At 56.6% G+C, this 18735-nt stretch carries 16 protein-coding genes and 1 tRNA gene; 8 read left to right on the forward strand and 9 right to left on the reverse strand.

Annotated elements, in window-relative coordinates:
* The first annotated feature begins 6 nt into the window (after positions 1-6).
* Positions 7-1839 (forward strand): hypothetical protein, encoded by a 1833-nt coding sequence (locus ACM6JM_RS07215; protein WP_414881552.1) that lies wholly within the window; start codon positions 7-9, stop codon positions 1837-1839.
* A 351-nt stretch (positions 1840-2190) separates the two neighbouring features.
* Here the strand turns inward: ACM6JM_RS07215 and ACM6JM_RS07220 are convergent, their stop codons facing one another.
* The gene (locus tag ACM6JM_RS07220; protein ID WP_074690741.1) at positions 2191-2553 is read right to left on the reverse strand and encodes a DUF6124 family protein; all 363 of its coding nucleotides are present in this window, start codon (positions 2551-2553) and stop codon (positions 2191-2193) included.
* A gap of 571 nt (positions 2554-3124) precedes the next feature.
* On the opposite strand from ACM6JM_RS07220, the gene ACM6JM_RS07225 reads away from it, so the two are divergent.
* Complete coding sequence (locus tag ACM6JM_RS07225; protein WP_074690742.1) at positions 3125-4339, forward strand: aldose 1-epimerase family protein; 1215 nt, start codon at positions 3125-3127, stop codon at positions 4337-4339.
* A gap of 388 nt (positions 4340-4727) precedes the next feature.
* A complete protein-coding gene (locus ACM6JM_RS07230; protein ID WP_414881553.1) occupies positions 4728-6134 on the forward strand; it encodes an amino acid permease in 1407 nt (468 codons plus the stop codon).
* 59 nt (positions 6135-6193) lie between these two features.
* Here ACM6JM_RS07230 and ACM6JM_RS07235 read toward each other — a convergent pair whose 3' ends face one another.
* Genes ACM6JM_RS07235 through msrA form a run of 3 tightly spaced genes read right to left on the reverse strand, consistent with a single transcriptional unit; the run spans position 6194 to position 7794 of the window.
* On the reverse strand, positions 6194-6820 hold the full coding sequence (locus ACM6JM_RS07235) for a DUF4157 domain-containing protein (RefSeq protein ID WP_414881554.1): 627 nt from the start codon (positions 6818-6820) through the stop codon (positions 6194-6196).
* A gap of 47 nt (positions 6821-6867) precedes the next feature.
* Positions 6868-7272, reverse strand: coding sequence for a hypothetical protein (locus tag ACM6JM_RS07240; RefSeq protein ID WP_414881555.1), 405 nt, complete (start codon positions 7270-7272; stop codon positions 6868-6870).
* A 15-nt stretch (positions 7273-7287) separates the two neighbouring features.
* A complete protein-coding gene (gene msrA, locus ACM6JM_RS07245; RefSeq protein WP_011333723.1) occupies positions 7288-7794 on the reverse strand; it encodes a peptide-methionine (S)-S-oxide reductase MsrA in 507 nt (168 codons plus the stop codon).
* A gap of 88 nt (positions 7795-7882) precedes the next feature.
* Between msrA and ACM6JM_RS07250 the strand changes: the two genes are divergently transcribed.
* The gene (locus tag ACM6JM_RS07250) at positions 7883-8209 is read left to right on the forward strand and encodes a hypothetical protein (protein ID WP_158248858.1); all 327 of its coding nucleotides are present in this window, start codon (positions 7883-7885) and stop codon (positions 8207-8209) included.
* Positions 8210-8216: 7 nt separating this feature from the next.
* Here the strand turns inward: ACM6JM_RS07250 and ACM6JM_RS07255 are convergent, their stop codons facing one another.
* The gene (locus ACM6JM_RS07255) at positions 8217-8753 is read right to left on the reverse strand and encodes an N-acetyltransferase (protein WP_414881556.1); all 537 of its coding nucleotides are present in this window, start codon (positions 8751-8753) and stop codon (positions 8217-8219) included.
* A gap of 138 nt (positions 8754-8891) precedes the next feature.
* Positions 8892-10493, reverse strand: a complete 1602-nt coding sequence (locus tag ACM6JM_RS07260; RefSeq protein WP_074690964.1) for a sensor domain-containing diguanylate cyclase — start codon at positions 10491-10493, stop codon at positions 8892-8894.
* A 219-nt stretch (positions 10494-10712) separates the two neighbouring features.
* Between ACM6JM_RS07260 and ycaC the strand changes: the two genes are divergently transcribed.
* Positions 10713-11345 (forward strand): isochorismate family cysteine hydrolase YcaC, encoded by a 633-nt coding sequence (gene ycaC / locus ACM6JM_RS07265; RefSeq protein WP_007958138.1) that lies wholly within the window; start codon positions 10713-10715, stop codon positions 11343-11345.
* Between the two features lie 88 nt (positions 11346-11433).
* Here ycaC and ACM6JM_RS07270 read toward each other — a convergent pair whose 3' ends face one another.
* Positions 11434-12423, reverse strand: a complete 990-nt coding sequence (locus ACM6JM_RS07270; RefSeq protein ID WP_414881557.1) for a zinc-dependent alcohol dehydrogenase family protein — start codon at positions 12421-12423, stop codon at positions 11434-11436.
* Between the two features lie 126 nt (positions 12424-12549).
* Here ACM6JM_RS07270 and ACM6JM_RS07275 point away from each other — a divergent pair, with 126 nt between their 5' ends.
* The 3 genes from ACM6JM_RS07275 (at position 12550) to ACM6JM_RS07285 (ending at position 15914) form a co-directional block, all read left to right on the forward strand.
* Positions 12550-13431, forward strand: coding sequence for a LysR family transcriptional regulator (locus ACM6JM_RS07275; protein WP_414881558.1), 882 nt, complete (start codon positions 12550-12552; stop codon positions 13429-13431).
* 107 nt (positions 13432-13538) lie between these two features.
* A tRNA-Arg gene (locus ACM6JM_RS07280) sits at positions 13539-13613 on the forward strand.
* Between the two features lie 24 nt (positions 13614-13637).
* Positions 13638-15914, forward strand: coding sequence for a hypothetical protein (locus ACM6JM_RS07285; protein ID WP_414881559.1), 2277 nt, complete (start codon positions 13638-13640; stop codon positions 15912-15914).
* A gap of 77 nt (positions 15915-15991) precedes the next feature.
* Here the strand turns inward: ACM6JM_RS07285 and ACM6JM_RS07290 are convergent, their stop codons facing one another.
* Together ACM6JM_RS07290 and xylG are read right to left on the reverse strand one after the other, a co-directional pair.
* Positions 15992-17128 (reverse strand): sugar ABC transporter permease, encoded by a 1137-nt coding sequence (locus tag ACM6JM_RS07290; protein WP_414881560.1) that lies wholly within the window; start codon positions 17126-17128, stop codon positions 15992-15994.
* Complete coding sequence (gene xylG / locus ACM6JM_RS07295; protein ID WP_163974857.1) at positions 17129-18685, reverse strand: D-xylose ABC transporter ATP-binding protein; 1557 nt, start codon at positions 18683-18685, stop codon at positions 17129-17131. It lies immediately after the preceding gene.
* Positions 18686-18735: the final 50 nt, after the last annotated feature.

The raw sequence follows: 18735 nt of genomic DNA on the forward strand, positions 1-18735 counted from the left end.
TAGGCTATGGTGGTTTTCAAGATTTTTAACAAACATACGCACCTGAAAATCTACAAATCTTTAGAAAATAAAACACCAGTCAACTTGGACAAGCTTAAAAAAAACCTTACCAGCTCAAAAATTATAACTAGTATCAATCTAAACATTATTCAATATCAGCACCATAAAACTACCAGCTATGGAATCGCCAACCAAGTCCGGAGAGAGCACAAAATGGCAAATTACACGGAAACTGTAAAGAATATAGCAAGGCACTCAGTTATCAGCGGCGCAGTTGAAGCATTGACAAAAAACCGAACAAATTCAACATTGGCGCGGCGCTCATACGTTCGAGACGTAAAGCAGCATATCCTTAATAAGGATAATTCTTTTGACTCCATTGTGGCCGCGAAACTATCGACATCGACGATCGAAAGATGGGAGTCATTTTATGATTCAATAACACAATCTAGAAAGCCAGAAAATCTCAAGGTTGCATATTTATCAGGACCTAACCCAGAGAACGATTTGCGGGTATTTTGTAGTCTCGGACTTCTTCCAGAAAACATCTGGGCATTTGAGTCCGAAAATTCCACATACAGCGAGGCTGTTATTTCTGCACTAAACTCAGAATTCCCATTTATTAAAATAATTAATGGAGGGCTTGACGCTTTTGTCGAAGCCTCACCCCAGCGTTTTGATATAATATACTTGGATTTCTGTGGCCCTTTACCAAGTAGGGGGAAAAAACAAAAAACACTGACAGCCTTAACAAGAGTGCTCGCAAAGCACTCACTAAATTCGCCCGGTGTTTTGATTACGAATTTTTCGCTGCCAACTGAGGCTCAGGATCCAGTTGGTAGAGCCTTGCTCGCCAAGTTAGTTGCATGCTACTTGTATCCAAAAAGCTTTATAGAAAGCGAAGACAGCGAAAATGATTTCACTGAAGGCCCTATCGCTCAGAGCCTCGATCCTAATGAATGGCATCAAGTTGTATCGGAAAAACTTGACTATTACTATGGGCAGTTTGTTACGCGCCTGCTAATAGATCACGCCAGCTTGATCTCGCCTTATAATAGGTTTCCCCAGCACAACTCTTTGTTTAGTAAATTTTTTGATATCCGAGATATAGCTCCTCTCAAAAAATCCCTCGAAAGTCTTTTTCATTTCGACAAGGACGATGGCGGTGGTGATGTAATCATCGATCCTGACATGTATCCACTTCTTTGGACGCTCGCTGCGCTTGATAAAAGCTTGAATAATAAGGATTTAAATTACCCGCAGTTTATCTTCCAAGATGAAGAGTTCTCAAACTATTCTGATCAGTTTCTCGCCCAACTCGACATTAAAGGAAGCAAAAAAGAGCTGGTTGATAGCATTAAGCTCCTTTCATACTTGTTGTCCGAAGGTCAAGAACAAAGTGAATATTTATCCGAGCAGTTCAAAATTATGTACGACTCACACAAGATTTTCGACTACCATCAATTTTGCGATCTTGTACTTTTTCATCAATCAATAGAGGCTCTTTTTAGGCAGGTTGCAACGCCCTATCATGTAAATATTGAGAAGACGCTTAGGTGGTCATACAAATCAAAAGACACCCCTATGTTTATGGACATGCTGGTGCTAGATGAATGCCGATATCTATACGATTGGATGCCTACTGTGGATATGTTTTCTAAAGCCACAAAGGAAATTGAACGTCAGCTAGCATATCGTTTTGCGCTTGATGCAGTCGCAAAACATCGTCGCTGGTACAACCCAGAGTATTTTTTTGGTACCGCTGTCGTTGATCAGTTTACGGATGGCTTTAAAGCTAAGACGTTGTCCCCACGTGAGTTCATAGAAGGTTGTGATTAACTTGTTGCTGTGCACTTCAGCCAATCTATAAAAAGCTCAAAAAAACCTACCCTTGTTAGCAGCTTCCCAAGCTGATAATGAGGGTACGACTCCCTACATCCGCTCCACTGATTTCAAGGCCTCCGGCCTACCCCGCGTAAGCTAGGTGTCTGTTAATCACATTCGTCATGCGGCGCCTTGTACTTCTGTTTTCGCGTATTTATATCTATCGTGACTATCTTACTTGGAATAACTGCGGTCGCGCGCAAGCGGCAGCTTCTGGCCGATAGCTGCCATTTACCATGGCAGCTACGGCCAACGCTCATTCCCTCTATCGCTGCGTACTATCCGGGCACCACAGAGGGCAAAGGTTTAGCTCTTAACCTCAACATGGTCCAACGCCTGATTCACCGCCAACTCACTCAACATCACCAACTGCGCAATCCCGATCGCAGTCTTGCGATGGGCCGGCTCCAGCGTCGCAGCGAAGTTGTTGAGCATCTCGCTGGCCGATCCCAATGATTCGCTGGCGTTGGCCAGGAGTGATTCGGTGTTGTAGGCCGGGTTGGCCATGTACATGGGGTCGTGTTTGTGATGGCTGCCCATGATCCGTTGCTGCGGTGTGAGGTAGTGATCGAGCGCGCGTTCGGCCGCTTCATTAAGGGTTCGGGAGTCGGGAAATTTGTACGGGGAAACCGGATCGGTTTCCGGTGGGTTCGGTGTTGGTTTGAACATAGATGAATCTCCAGCACTTATTAAATGGGAGTCATCCACTCTCGCTACCAAACGAGGGGTGGCGACCATACGCAGGTTGGTAGACCGGAGCACTGGAACCGGCGCTTCCGAAGAAGCCCTGAGCATGGCCACCATAAATCCAGTCGCATGAATGCAACTGCATGAGGTGACGCAATGCGTCAGCGCTGCGGGCTACCAAACCCGATCACTGTTTTTCAGTGACCCGGAAACGATAAAACCCGCACCCCAGACGCACAAGCCGGCGGATTCTGGCGTAGTCGTAGGCAATGACGCAAGACGCTGTAGCCGTGGGGAAGTAATGCCGGGCGTTTCTAAACACCATTCAAAAAACGCTTAAACACGTTGCCCTCGCCATGTCGAAATCAGACCCCATGCCGCTCCTGAATAAAAGCGGATTCCAGTCTGCGGGATAACGCAATCACATCGATTTCAATTTTCCAGTCCGTACCCATTCTTTCTCGGCACCTACCAGCGCGCATCACTTTTTAAGCTTGATGAATCGTTTCAGCAGGTTTATAAAAACGACACAACTCCAAGAAAGGCTGCTCCCATGACCCCGCTCAAACTCGTTGTTGCCCTCAGCGCACTGTCCGCTGCCTCCCATGCCATGGCCTGGGATTACGTTCTGCTCGACACCGATAAAGCTGCTCAAAACTGGCAGATCACCAGCCAGCAACTCGGCGTGAAAACCGACAAACCCTTCAGCGTCAGCCTGCGCACCTTGCATGGTGGTCGGCAGGAGGGCGTCAGCATTGTCGACATCGATAACGGCACGATGAAACTCTCGGTGGTGCCGACGCGGGGAATGAATGTCTTGCAGGCCTCGGTCGGCGACGTGCGCATGGGCTGGGATTCGCCGGTCAAGGAAGTGGTCAATCCGTCCTTCATCGAACTCAATGGTCGCGGTGGTCTGGGCTGGCTCGAAGGTTTCAATGAGCTGGTGACCCGCTGCGGATACGAATGGGTCGGTCACCCCGGCGTCGACAACGGCGAGCTGCTGACCCTGCACGGCCGGGCCGCCAACATTCCTGCGAACAAAGTCACTCTGCACATCGATGAAACGCCACCGTACGCCATTACCCTGCGCGGTGAGCTGAAAGAGCAGGCGTTCAAGAAAGTCGACTTCTCCGTCGCCACCGAACTGGTCACCGAACCCGGCAGCGTAGTGTTCGCGCTTAACGACACCCTGACCAACAACGGTGACTATCCGAAGGAATACCAGGCGCTGTACCACAGCAACTTCAGCACCCCGTTTCTGGAGCAGGGCGCTCGTTTCGCCGCGCCTGTGAAACAAGTGTCGCCGTTCAACGACAAAGCCAAGGGCGATTTGCCCGAATGGCAAACCTACCGCGCACCGACCAAGGACTACGACGAAACTGTTTACAACGTCGTGCCGTATGCCGATGCCAAGGGCGATACGTTGACCGTGTTGCATAACAAGGCCGGCAGCCTGGGCGTTTCGGTTGGCTTCAATACGCAGACGTTGCCGGTGTTTTCCCTGTGGAAGAACACCGATACCCAACGCCAGGGTTATGTCACCGGGCTGGAGCCGGGGACGAGTTTTTCCTACAACCGCCGTTATCAGCGGCCACTGAACCTGGTACCGACAATCGGGCCGAAGGAACACAAAAACTTCCGCATCAGCTACAGCTTGTTGGCGGATAAGGCGGCCGTGGACAAGGCCTTGAAGCAGGTGAGCGACATTCAGGCCGGGCGGGAGACCGAGGTGCGGCAGACACCGTTGGTTGATCTGACCAAGAGCTGAAGCCGGCGGTCGCTCAACTGTTCAGCGACATCGGCTTGTGAAAAAGGGGACTGATCTATTTTTCCTAAATAAATCAGTCCCCTTTTTTACCACCTTTTTTACCCTTTTTTACCTTTTTTAATTTTGTGAAGGCGCTCTCGAACGGGCCCGAACGCTATTCACCATGTCGAAATCAGACACCGTCGTGCCGCTCCCAGGCTATTTGCGATCAACGCCGGGCACGTAAGGTGACGCATCATTTCATCGCCCTGCGTCGTCGTCCGACCGATTTGTAACGCTGCAGCGCTTGAGGTGCGCCGCTCTGGAGCAGGGCAAGAGGAAGAAATGATGATCGCCTGACACGTCGTCAGTACGCCCAAACGTCGATCACCAGAGAACAACAAAAACAATGAATAGCTTGAACTCGAAGGACTCGAACGGTCAGTTGGCGCAGGGCTTCAAGCCGCGTCATGTCACCATGCTTTCCATTGCCGGCATCATCGGTGCGGGGCTGTTTGTCGGCTCCGGCCACGCCATTGCCGCCGCCGGCCCGGCCGTCTTGCTCGCTTATCTCTTCTCCGGTCTGCTGGTCGTGCTGGTCATGCGCATGCTCGGTGAAATGGCCGTGGCCCACCCGGACACGGGATCGTTTTCCACCTATGCCGATCAGGCCATCGGCCGCTGGGCGGGGTTCACCATTGGTTGGTTGTATTGGTGGTTCTGGGTGCTGGTCATTCCGATCGAAGCGCTGGCCGCCGGGCATGTCTTGAATCAGTGTTTTCCTCAGGTCGATGCGTGGTTGTTTGCGTTGCTGTCGATCATTTTGCTGGTGGTGACCAACCTGTTCAGCGTGTCCAAGTACGGTGAGTTCGAGTTCTGGTTTGCGATGGCCAAAGTGGTGGCGATCATCGGGTTCATCGGGCTGGGTTTCGCGGTGTTGATGGGCTGGATTCCGGAGCGTGAGGCCAGCGGTTTGAGCCGGTTGATGGAAGAGCATGGCGGGTTTGCGCCCAATGGCTTGTCGGCGGTGGTCGGGGCGTTCATCACCATCATGTTCAGTTTTATCGGAACCGAAGCGGTGACCATCGCGGCAGCCGAATCGAGCAACCCGGCGCAGAACATCGCCAAGGCCACGCGCTCGGTGATCTGGCGCATCGGCGTGTTTTATCTGCTGTCGATTTTCGTGGTGATTTCCGTGGTGCCGTGGAACGATCCGCTGCTGGCGTCCGTCGGCTCTTACCAGCGCGCGCTGGAGCTGATGAACGTTCCCAACGCCAAATTCCTGGTCGATGTGGTGGTGCTGATCGCGGTGGCCAGTTGCATGAATTCCTCGATCTACATTTCTTCACGAATGCTGTTCTCGCTGGGTCGACGCGGCGATGCTCCGCAACCGCTGAAAGTGACCTCCGCTGCGGGCGTGCCGAGGGCGGCGGTGATCGCCAGCACCGTGATCGGCGCCGGGGTGACGCTGTTCAGCTATTTCATGCCGGCCGGGTTGTTCCAGTTTCTACTCGCCAGCTCCGGCGCGATTGCGTTGCTGGTGTATCTGGTGATCGCGATCTCGCAATTGCGCATGCGCCGGATGTTGCGTCGGCAGAACGTCGAGCTGACGTTTCGCATGTGGCTGTTTCCGTGGCTGACGTGGCTGGTGATCGCATTCATCTGCGCCGCGCTCGCGGTGATGATGGTGACGCCCGAGCATCGTCTGGAAGTGACGTCGACCATTGGGCTGGCGCTGGCGATTTCGTTTATCGGGCTGGTGACCACGCGGCAGCATGGGCAGGTGAGGGCGGCGGTTACGGCGGGTAAGGCCTAGGTTTTTTCTGGTGCTTGAACGGTGGGGCTGGCCCCGGCATGGACGCAGGGGATGTCCGATCACCGGGCTTCGGCTCGCAGCCAACGTCTGACCTCGCCCTGTATCGCATACGCCGGAGCCTCGACCGCATTGAAATCCTGCGTGTAGCGCTGCGCAAACCCGTCGACTCCCCATTCCTGAAACTGCTGCACGTGCTTCAGTTCGTGCGCCCAGAGCGTGACGTTGTGTTCTGCGGTTTCAGCGTCGCGGAACAGGATGATGTCGATCAGCGTAACCGCTCCGACATCCGGGTTTTGCAGGATGGCCTTGGCGGCGTTGTATTGGCCGTCATTGGTGACTTTGTAGTGCACGGCATCGAGGACGCCGGGGTCATACCAACGCAGCAGTTGCTCCCGGATGTGCGGGGGAATCGGTTTGATCTCGGTGCTGGCGGCTTCGGCGCGGGCCTGGGTCAACGCCAGCGCCAGAGCGGGAGCCGCGATCAGGAACAGGTCTTCAGACAGACGCCCCGGGTCCGGCAGGCAAATGCAGCTGTCGAGGCATACTTGTTTTTCGCCGGCGGGGCAGGTGTCAGCCTGGGCTGGTGCTGCAAGCGTCAAGCAAAGGACCAAGCACAAAAAGGGGGACGCGCCGAAGGCCCCTCGGTGTACGACCCTTTCATTTTGCGTCGCCCCATACATAGGCATTCCATCTACGGGTGGTCAGGTGGCAGATCCGGAGTACTGGTGTTTCTTTACGGTTTTGGCACTCGTGTCATTGCTTCCAAAAGCTGCCCATCAAAATATTCGGTGTCATCACGCTCATCAGCGTCCATGCGCCGTTTCGCCTCAATGAGCATCTGCTCGAAAGCAATATCCTGATTCAGAAAAGTCGCGACCATCAGGTCACTCAACTGCTCGATGGGTGTGTCCCAGGCCTCTCTGCAGCGCTGCGTGAGCCCTGTCGGGGCATCTCCTGACCAAGGGCCTAAAAGTTTTGCGACGGTCAGCTTCGAGGTCATCGGGTCTTGCTCATAAAGAGATATGAAGGGGGGGGGCATTTCCAAGGCTAGATCAAGCTGAGGGGTTGTTGTTGCTCGCACCTCAGGTCCGACGAAGAAAGGGATCAGGCACAACGCGACGAACACCGCGTTGCGCACTGATTACGCTGCACCTCAACCGCGTTTCGGCAGCTTCCAGTTCGGGCGAATGAAGTGGCAGGTGTAGCCATTCGGAATGCGCTCGAGGTAATCCTGATGCTCCGGTTCCGCTTCCCAGAACGGGCCCGCCGGTTCGATTTCGGTGACCACCCGGCCTGGCCACAGGCCTGATGCGTCGACGTCGGCAGCGGTGTCTTCGGCGATATCGCGTTGCTGCTCGTTCAGGTAGTAGATCGCCGAACGATAGCTCGGACCGAGGTCGTTGCCCTGACGGTTGGGTGTGCTGGGGTCGTGGATCTGGAAGAAGAACTCGAGGATCTGCCGATAGCTGATCACGGCGGGGTCGAAGACGATTTCGATGGCTTCGGCGTGGTTGCCATGATTGCGGTAAGTGGCGTTCGGCACATCGCCGCCGGTGTAACCGACCCGCGTCTGCAGCACGCCGGGGTAGCGGCGCAACAGATCCTGCATGCCCCAGAAGCAGCCGCCGGCGAGAATCGCAGTTTCGGTTTGAGTGGTCATGGCATGTCCTTCCTCTCGAATGGGTCGCAGATGTTCCTTGATATGAGGGAGTGTGGGCCGATTCCAAGGTTGAGCCGGTAAATAAATCATGAAGCGCGGGCTTTCGGAATTCTCCTGCTTTTGCTTCACGTCACTGTCTTTGGAGCGCCCGGCGCGGGGCGCGCCAATATTGAAGCGAAAAAAAACCGCCAATCAGGCGGTTTTTTCAAAGCGGGATTCAGGTTCTGCCACCGGCGAGCCAACCATCAGGCTCCATTTCTTTGCCACACGTTGCGGCTACTTTCAAAAAGTGCCGCTGACTAGCGGAAACCCTGATGGGCAAACCGGGCTCTTCGGCACGAAGTCTGGAAGCAAGCGCTGGTTGAGCTTTTGGCTTCTTGTGTTTCATGGACACCTCTCGTGTCTGGTTGCTTGAGTCGATCTTATGGGGGGGCCAGTGGAAAGACAAGGCGGTCAGTCGTGTCAAAATAAAATCCAAGCGTTTGGTAGTAGGAGATAGCACCTGAGTCAGGTTCTTGAACTTCAATTTCGGTACATCCCAGCTTTCGGGCATAGAACTCTGTTGTCAGTAGTGCCATTGGTGCGATCCAGCCTCGCAGGGTATGGGCCTTGCAGGTGTGACCCTGCAAAAGAACGATTTTTATGCAGATTGTGCTTTTTCGTGGCGTTGCATAGCACAAACCGCACAGCTCATCTTCGTACCAGAAAGCCAAGTCCAGACCTTTTGCATCTTTTGTTTTCCACGCAAGTACATCATCCCATGGGTACCCAATGGGCCCGCTCCACTGATGATATGCGTTGATTGCCAAGGGCGTGATCGGGTCGATCCTGAGCAACTGAGCATTAATCCCGGCTGCCAGAGCTCCTGGATCCATGGAAAGTGTTTCATGCGCAAGTTTGCGGGCTTCTGATTTGAGCGTTTGGTTTCGGAGTTCGGTACCTTTGCCTTTTCTTCGCATCGTCTGTGTTCTGTCCGGATCAGGCAGCAGACGGTATCGAAGGCGAGGGCGCCCACGTAATCAGGCGTGAGGGACGGCTGATGTAGGACGCTGCTTATGTACTTGAAGGACGCTGGAATTGGCGGGTGGTAGTTGCTCTCAGCGATCGGTACGCGGCATCGCCGCAATCGGCTGGATTTGCCGGGATGCCTGCGCCGAACACCAGCGATTCCGCCCTTGCTGCTTGGCCTGATAGAGGCAAGTGTCCGCCGACTTGAGCAAAGTAGCCGGGGTCACCGCATCGTCAACCGGATAGCGCGTGGTGATCCCCGCACTCGCGGTGACGTATCCCAGTGGATGCCCGGCATGTTCAAGCTCCAGTGAACGAATGGTCTGCAGAATGTCTTCGGCCACCTGAATCGCCCCGGCGTTGTCGGTGTTGGGCAACAGCACGGTGAATTCCTCGCCGCCGTAGCGCACGGCCAGATCCGAGGGGCGTTTGACCGCTTTGCGGATGCCGTCGCCGACCGCGATCAGGCAGTCATCGCCGGCGGCATGACCGTACTGGTCGTTGTAGCGCTTGAAGTAGTCGACATCGAGCATGATCAATGACAGCGGCGAACCCTGACGCCGGGCCAGGCGAATCTCGTCCGTCAGCGCCGCGTCCAGGCGTCGGCGATTGCCGAGGCCTGTGAGGCTGTCGGTCAGCGCCATGTCGCGCATGGTCTTGTGCGCGGAACGGATCTCCCGTTCCATCGCCATCCGCTGACGCAACTGGCTCAGAACGATGAGCCCGAAACAGGCCAGGACCAGAATCAGGAACACCAGCACGAAGCCGTTTTTCAGCAGGTCCTGGCGCCACGGCGCGATGATGGAGTCACGGGACAAACCGGCCTCGACCACCAGCGGATAGGTGGTCAGCGCGCGATAGCCATAAAGGCGTTCGGTGTCGTCGACCACCGCCCTGATCTGGACAATGCCCTGATTGGCGTTGGGCAGGTAGGTCTTGAAGATCTCGCTGTTCGCCAGGCTTTTGCCGACCACGGAAGCAATGAACGGCCGGCGCACGAGGATCGTGCCGTCGCGCATCGCCAGCACCAGCGCGCCTTTGTCATCGATGCGGAAGTCACCGTAATAGTCGACGAAATAACTGACCTTGACCGTCCCCAGCAGCACACCGGCGAACGAGCCGTCGGGGTTGTTCAAACGCCGCGAGATCGGAATGATCAGGTCATGGGTGGAACGGCTTTCCACCACCTGACCGATGCGCACGTGCCGGTCTTCATGGGTGCGGTGGTACTGGAAATAATCGCGGTCGGCGTTGTTGGCGGTTTCGGGCGTGACCTCCTTGTCGGTCACGATCCACTGGCCGTCCGGGCCGTAGATGAACAGGCCATGCAGCTGCGGCATGATTTTCGACTGCTGGATGAGCAGCTTGTGAATCCGTGCCACATCCAGGTTCTGCAGCCCATCGCCTTCAACCCGCTCGGCCAGCCCCGCAGTCAGCACATCGACCTGGCGGATGGTGTCCTCGGCGTGTTGCGCCGTGGCGCGGGCGAGGTTGGTCACCGAATCGCGCGCGGAGGCAAACACCGAACGGTAATCGCGCCACGTCCTCCAGCTCTCGACGGTCAGAAAAGCCACGACCACCATCAGCATGAAACTGACGGTCAGGCGAAAGGTCGAGCCGGCCTTCACGCCTTGGCGAGGCGCGCGCGGTGTTTCATCTGGGGTGGGCGCTTGCGTGTTGCGTCCGGGCATCAACATTCCCTGGCTGTCGTTGTGAGCGAGTGAACAGTATGACAAGGATCGGGGGGAAGGTCGGGCTGGCTGTGTGATCTGCTCGGCAGTTTGAGCGAATTGTCCGTTTTGAGTTGACGGTTAAACGCTTTTCAGACGATTTATCGCTTTCAGGCGAGTCAGTAATCTGTGCCCATCTTGAACGCAAACGAACTTCCACAACTAAAAAGGGATTCACACATGAGCACTCCAACCTACAACCGCCTGAACAAAGACGACGCCGTAGTACTGCTGGTTGACCACCAGACCGGCCTGATTTCTCTGGTTCAGGACTTCTCGCCAAACGAGTTCAAGAACAACGTATTGGCGCTGGCCGATCTGGCCAAATTCTTCGAGTTGCCGACCATCCTCACCACCAGTTTCGAACAAGGCCCGAACGGCCCGCTGGTGCCGGAACTCAAGGAAATGTTCCCGGACGCGCCATACATCGCCCGTCCAGGCCAGATCAACGCATGGGACAACGAAGACTTCGTCAAGGCGATCAAGGCCACCGGCCGCAAGCAGATCATCATTGCCGGTGTCGTGACCGATGTGTGCGTAGCGTTCCCGACCCTGTCGGCGCTGGCGGAAGGATTTGACGTGTTCGTGGTGACCGACGCCTCCGGCACCTTCAACACCACCGTGCAGCAAGCGGCGTGGAACCGCATGACCCAGGCCGGTGCACAGATGATGAACTGGTTCTCGGTAGCCTGCGAACTGCACCGCGACTGGCGCAACGACATCGAAGGCCTGGGCAACCTGCTGTCCCAGCGCATTCCGAACTACCGCAACTTGATGAACGGCTATGCCGCACTGACGGCGCATCAGAAATAACCGGACGCCGGATAGACGAAAGCCTGCTTTTTTCAAAGCAGGCTTTCGTCGTTTCTACCGCAAACAGTAGAGCAGGGGAATCGTCACCTCAAACTGTGACGACAATCTTCCCGACCTGTTGATTGGCCTCAAGAAAGCGATGCGCTTCCTGAATGTCATCCAGACCAAATGTCCTGGCAATGATCGGTTTCAGCGCACCTGACGCCAGCCCGTCGCCGATGAAAGTCTTGGCGCGTGCCAGGGTGGCCGGGTCGGAGACAATCTCCGAGTAGAGGTAACCCTTGAGGGTCAGGCATTTGCCCAGCACGGTGAACAGCGGGAACGGCGTCGGCTCAGGGCTCAATGCGCCGTACTCCAGCAGGATGCCGCCGCGCGCCATGCTTTGGGTCAGCGGTTCGAACGACGGGCCGCCCACCGGATCGAACACCACTCGCGCGCCTTTGCCGTCGGTCAGCGCCATGACCGCTGCAACCATGTCTTCTTCGTCGCTGACGATCACGTGCGCGGCGCCGGCGTCGAGCAAAGCCTGTTTCTTGGCGCGGGTGCGGGTGACGGCAATCGAGGTGGCGCCGACCATTTTCGCGATCTGGAAGGCTGCCAGGCCGACGCTGCTGGAGGCGGCGGTGACGATCACGAAATCGTCCTTTCGCAATTTGGCCTGTTCGACCAGCGCACCCCACGCGGTGACGTATTGCATCCAGGACGCCGCCGCTTGTTCAAACGACAGGTTTTGCGGGTGTTTGACGGTGAGGTGGGCGGGCACGTTGGCCAGTTCGCCGTAAGTACCCCAGCGCGCGATGTCCAGCGGCGGAATCACGCTGACGGCATCACCGATGTTGAATTCACTGACGTTGGCGCCAACCGCGACCACCACGCCTGCAGCTTCGTAGCCAAGACGGCTGGGAAACTCCGCTTCCTGCAGATAGGCGTGATTGCGGAACATCACTTCGGCGCGATTCAGACCAAAGGCTTTGACTTCGATCTGCACTTCGTCCGCAGCGGGCGCCGGGACGTCGACGTTTTCCAGTTTCAGGACGCTCGCGTCACCGTATTCATGAATCCTGACAATGCGTGCCATCTGTACTTCCTCGGTTATCGATGAAATTGCACCGACTTGATCCGGTGCCATGGACGCCAATTTAGGCTTTGGCCCGCTCCGGATAAAGGCCTAGGATGGCGCAACACTAGAAACAACGAGTTTCCAATGGATCGCCTCACACTCATGGCCACCTTCGTCAAAGCGGTGGAGCTGGGTTCCTTCAGCGCGGTGGCGGACGAACTCAACCTGTCTCCGCAAATGGTCGGCAAGCAAGTGAAGATGCTCGAGCAACATCTGGGCGTTTCGCTGCTCAACCGCACCACCCGAAAGCAAAGCCTGACTGATTTCGGCCGCACCTTCTATCAGCGGGCGAAGCTGATTCTGGCCGACATGGACGCCGCCGAAGAAATGGCCGCCGTGACTCGAGGTGTGCCCAGCGGCCGGTTGCGGATCAATGCGCCCGTCACCTTCGGCGTCAGCACACTGTCGCCGAAGCTGCTGGAGTACATGGTTCGTTATCCGCAAGTGTCGGTGGACCTGACGCTGTCGAACGAACTGGTCGACCTGGTGGACGGCGGATACGACGCTGTATTTCGCATCGGCGAACTCGCCGACAGCGGCCTGAAGGCACTGCCGCTGATGCCCTATCAGATGGTGCTGTGCGCGGCACCGTCCTACCTCGCACGCCGCCCAACCATCACCACGCCTTGGGACCTTCAGGAACATGAATGTCTGGCGTTCGCCTATTCGGACGGCCGCTCGCACCTGCGATTCGAAGGCCCGGAAGGCTGTATCGATGTACCGATTAAAAGCCGATTGACGATTAATCAGGGCGATCCGTTGCTGTCCGGGGCAATGGCGGGGCTGGGGGTGGTGATGTTGCCGCTGGAGCTGGTCAAGGATGCGCTGAGGAGCGGGACGCTGGTGAGTCTGCTGCCGCAGTACAAGGTGCCGGTGTCGCCGATGACTCTGTTGTATGCGCCGGATCCGAGGCTGACGCCGAAGTTGAGGAGTTTTATTGATTTTGTGCGTGCAACGTTTGGATAAGAGCTGCATTGAGTGATGAAGGCTTAACGATCAGAGATTTGTCGCAACAAAATCCCTGAATCCGAGCTTCACATACTTTCGCGACTCATCGACAATGCGCGCTCTGTTCCGGGGTAGTTCAGCGGTAGAACACTCGGCTCCTAACCGGGTGGGCGCTGGTTCGAATCCAGCCCCCGGACCCACTACATAGTAGGTCACAAGGAAGTATGTCCAGGCCTGAGGATGAATCGGGTGCGCTCGGCGGAATAAACGCCGGTTATGCGCACTTTCAACTGTCTCGCGCGCTCACTGCACGCGACAACGACGCCAGTCCGAAAGCACTTGCCCGGATCGAACGCTGGCAAAAGGTTCTCGAAAACCTGATGCATGGCCGTGCACTGTATGGCTCGCGAACACCGTTTGCCGACCTGCCAGAGTGGATCACGCTGGAAGTGGCCACTGGCGGCTTTGCAACGGGTAACCTTCTGGCCGGTGGCGAGCTGACCGCTGATGAGCGCCTGTTGGCGTCATCGATTCCCGGCATTCGAGCGGGTTACGAACGGCTCGATTTGAATAGGTGGCATCTTTCAGACGAAGGCATCAGAACGCTGCAAGAGCGATTGACGAACGAAGACTATCGGATCGATGTACCGGAAGAGGCCGCGTTGCTGACAGTGGCCTGGTTTCTGGGGCAGCAACGCGTCGAAGAAGCCAGGACGTTGATCGAGCAGATCGCGCCTTTCTTCGAACGAGTGCGTTTCTTTCCCGCGGCAGCCAACGAGCGCCCGCTCTCGATGGCTGAAGTTGAAGTTTTCAATGCTGGCCAAATCAGCCTGCGCCTGTCCGTTCTCTCACCCCAGCCTCGCCTTGCCGTTCAAAAGCATGTTGTCGAACGCAGGTTGCCTCTGTACGACGCTGCGGTCTCGCTATTCCTGCTGACGTACAACGATGGTTGGCCTTGCCGGCATTACCCTGAAGGGTGGTTCGAGCGTGCTTCGGTGCTTGGTAAAGAGTTTGACAACGCCACTGAGGCTGATCCCCGTCGTACGGATAATTCCAGTGATCGAGTGACGGAGTTGCTGGCATTGCTCAAGCAATGCTCTATCGATCCTGCATCGCTAACGGGGCGCCAGGTTGGGCGAATTCGCAGAATCGTCGATGACTTTGTAGCCAAGCATGGACACCCTGAGTCCGAAGATCATTCCAGCAAGCGCGCACAGCAGCGTCATCACGTATCAGCTTCGGCACACCATCTGATTGCCAAGGCTGCTTCCGTGCGACTGGCGAGATATCCAGTCTCGGAAGGCATCTCTGATTTCGCGCCATTATTGACGCCGATCACCGACGAAGAGGCTAAGGCTTACTCATTGAAGGTGGGAGAGACCATTCCTCCTTCGATTCGTCGACGCCTCGAACGTTGCCGAAAGGGAACGGTTGCAGAGTTGATTGAACATAGGGTCATTACATCCGCAGATACAGTGGCGAAAGTGCTCCCGGCGATGACGGCGCAAATCTGTAGCGCCGGATATCGAGACGTAGCATTGCGGGCATTGTCTGTCGCTACCTATCGTGCGTTCAGGCGTCGACGCTCTCTATTGTTGCTGAACATGCAGCGTCAGGTGAGAGTCGATGATTTGCCTTGGGTGAAAGCCCTGGAAACCGAATACGAGGCGGGTGCTCTTGCGGTTGAAGGTGCCAGGCAGGCTTTGGTCGAAGCGTCCGCGTTGACCCTTACCGCATTTCCTCAGGCCATTCTGCCCAACAAGTTGCTTCAGGAATTTTCTTCGCTTGCCGAATCGGCCAAGCTGGATCTTCCCTTCGTAGAGGAAATCGCGGCTGATATTTTCATGGGCGCTTTCTCCGGCAAGTTCGTAAAGGCTGCCAAGCGTTCAGTCCGGTTGATGGACGGGTCTCTTTACGCACGCTATTACGATATCGATATGGATGAGTTGGCTGCACTACCCAAGCAGCGGGATTCACGAAACAACAGTGGTGTGCTGGCTGGTTTGTGCGCGCGGCGGGCGAATGCCGACATCGGTAGATGGAGTCCAGCGAACAACGGCACGATCATCGAACAGCAACAAATATTGACCACGCAAAATCTGGCAATCCTGTTTGATGATCTGGACCTGAAGACGCTGTTACATGATCGTTTGGGCTCAATGGCCGAAGCATGTTTCAAATGGATATGCAGTCGGCAGCAGATGCAGATCAAGCTCTACCACGCACGTCTGGTCATGTTGAAGAACACAGCGTATGCGTGGCGCCAGATGATGTTTTACCTGTCGATGCTGGATCAGTCTCGATTGGAGAGTGTGCTTGGAAACATTGAAGTGCACTTTGCCGCTCAACCCAGTGCATTTCAGGGGCGATTTCTTCCCGCCATGATCGGGTTGCGCATGGCGGTATGTGGATGTCGGTTGACTTTGGCTCACCAAGAGCGGGAGGGTTGTAAGGTTTTTCTCGGGTGGGCCACTGAACGGCACTGGCTGATGCCTTCCTAGATATCAGAAAGCTCCAGGCGTAACGAAAAGCCTGCCTTCAGAAGCAGGCTTTTTGCATTCTCAGAGATGCCTTCATTTCAACGCCGCCCAGTCCGCGTACTCACATCCACCCAGACAGCCAACACCAGAATGCTGCCCTTGACGATCATCTGCCAGTAGCTGTCGACGTCGAGCATGGACATGCCGTTGTCCAGGCTGGTGATGACCAGGGCGCCGAGGAGGGCGCCGTAGACTGTGCCGGAACCGCCGCGCATCGAGGTGCCGCCGATGAAGCAGGCGGCGATGGCGTCGAGTTCGCCCATGCTGCCGGCCGAGGGTGAGCCGGCGGCCAGGCGCGCGGTGTTGACCACGCCGGCGAGGGCGCACATCACGCCCATGATCCCGAAGATCCACAGCTTCACGGCCTGCACATTGATACCGGACAGGCGCGTCGCTTCCATGTTGCTGCCCACGGAATAGACGCGTCGGCCGAACACGGTCTGGCTGGTCACGTAGCTGAAGCCGCCCAGCAGGATCAGCAGAAGCAGGACCGGCACGGGAATGCCGTCATAGCTGTTGAGGGTCTGGACGAAACCGGCCAGCACCGCGCCGATCAGCAACACGCGTGCCACGTCTCGCGCCAGTGAATGTGCCGCGAGGCCATGAAGGGCGCGATTGCGTCGCTGTTTCCAGGTCAGGAACAACGTCAGTGCGAACAGCAGGACGCCCAGACCTGCGCCAACCGCATGTGGAAGATAACCCTGGCCGATGTAGACGAGTTCCGGCGACACCGGCGCAATGGTCGTGCCGCCGGTGATCCCCAGCAAAATCCCCCGAAAAGCCAGCATGCCCCCCAGCCCCACGATGAACGACGGAATGCGCAGGTAGGCCGCCATGTAGCCGTTGGCGAGGCCGATCAGCAGTCCGCACACCACCACAAGGCTGAGATTCGCCAGCAGCGGTATGTGATAGACAACATCGAGAATGGCTGCCACGCCTCCGAGCAGGCCCAGCAATGAGCCGACGGACAGATCGATCTCGCCGCTGATGATCACCAGCACCATGCCGCAGGCGAGGATCCCGGTAATCGACATCTGGCGCAGCAGGTTGGAGAGGTTGCGCGGCGTCAGAAATCCGCCCTCGGTCTGCCAGCTGAAGAACAGCCAGATCAACGCCACGGCAAACACCAGTGCGAGCATCTTGTAGCGGGTGAAAAGTTGTTTGACCTGATTCATTTACGCGGATTTCCGATCTTTATTGTTATGGCTGTCAGGCTGGCTGAGTGCGGCGGCGAGCACCTGTTCCTGGGTGAGTTCATGGTTGATGAAGTCACCCCGCAGTTGGCCTTCGCCGATGACCAGGACGCGGTCGGAAACGCCGAGCACTTCGGCCAGTTCCGAAGACACCATGATGATCGACACGCCTTCGGCGGCCAGCATCCCCATCAACTTGTAGATCTCATACTTGGCGCCGACGTCCACCCCTCGGGTCGGCTCGTCGAGAATCAGCACCCGGGGCCGTGTCAGCAGCATCTTCGCCAACACGGCTTTCTGTTGATTGCCCCCGGACAGGCTGGTGATCGGCAGGAACGGGCTCGCGGTCTTGAGGTGCAGGCGCGAAATTTCCCGATCGATGCTGCCCAGTTCGGCTTCGGCGTCGATGCGGGTCAGTTTCGAGAAACTGTCCAGCACGGCCAGGGTGATGTTCTGGCCGACACCCAGGTCGGGAATGATGCCCTGACGCTTGCGGTCCTCGGGCACCAGGCACACGCCGGCGCGGATCGATTTGAGCGGCGTGCGGGTGTCTATGGGTTTGCCGTCCAGCCAGACTTCACCTTCGTGGCGACCGGGGTAGGCGCCGAACAGCGCGGTCACAAGCTCCGTGCGACCTGCACCGACCAGCCCGGCGATGCCGAGGATTTCCCCGCGTTTGAGGCTGAAGGAAACGTCGTCGACCCGTTTGCGTTTGGGGTTGTCGACGTCGTAGCAGGTGATGTGGCGCGCCTCGAAAATCACCTCGCCGATGTCGTGGGGGTCGGTGGGGTAGAGGTTGCTCATTTCCCGGCCGACCATCTGGGTGATGATCTGTGGAATATCCATGTTTTCCATGGCGGTCGTGGCGATGTGTTGACCGTCGCGGATCACCGAAATGGTGTCACACACGGCGGCCACTTCATCGAGCTTGTGGGAGATGTAGACGCAGGCGACGCCCTTGGCTTTGAGGTCGCGGATGATGTCCAGCAACACCTCGATTTCCGAACGGGTCAGGGCCGACGAAGGTTCATCGAGGATCAGCAGGCGCGCCTGTTTGTTCAGGGCCTTGGCGATTTCCACCAGTTGCTGATAACCGCCACCGTACTGCGAAACCGGCAGCGAAACGTTCATGTCCGGCACTTTCAGTTCACGCATCAGAGCTTCGGCGCGGTGGATCATCGCCGGGTAATTCATCCGCCCACCCGGCAGCGTCAGCTCATGGCCCATGAAAATGTTTTCGGCCACCGAGAGGTCGGGAACCAGCGTCAGCTCCTGGTGAATGATGACGATACCAGCGGCTTCCGTTTCGCTGATCGACTGCGCCTTGAGCGGCTGACCGTCCCAGAGGATTTCACCGTCCCAGGTGCCATGGGGATAAACCGCAGACAGGATTTTCATCAGCGTGGACTTGCCGGCGCCATTCTCGCCGCACAGCCCGACGCATTCCCCCGGCCGGACCTTGAGGTCGATGCCATTGAGCGCTTTGACACCGCCGAAGGTTTTGACGATGCCGTTCATTTGCAGCAGGTAGTCGGACATGGCAGAGGCTCATAAGCGGCAGATACGGGACTGAACCCGCAGGAGCAGAA

Origin of the sequence: Pseudomonas sp. IT-P2 (assembly GCF_949767575.1) — a bacterium.
GTDB classification, from domain to species: domain Bacteria; phylum Pseudomonadota; class Gammaproteobacteria; order Pseudomonadales; family Pseudomonadaceae; genus Aquipseudomonas; species Aquipseudomonas pharyngis.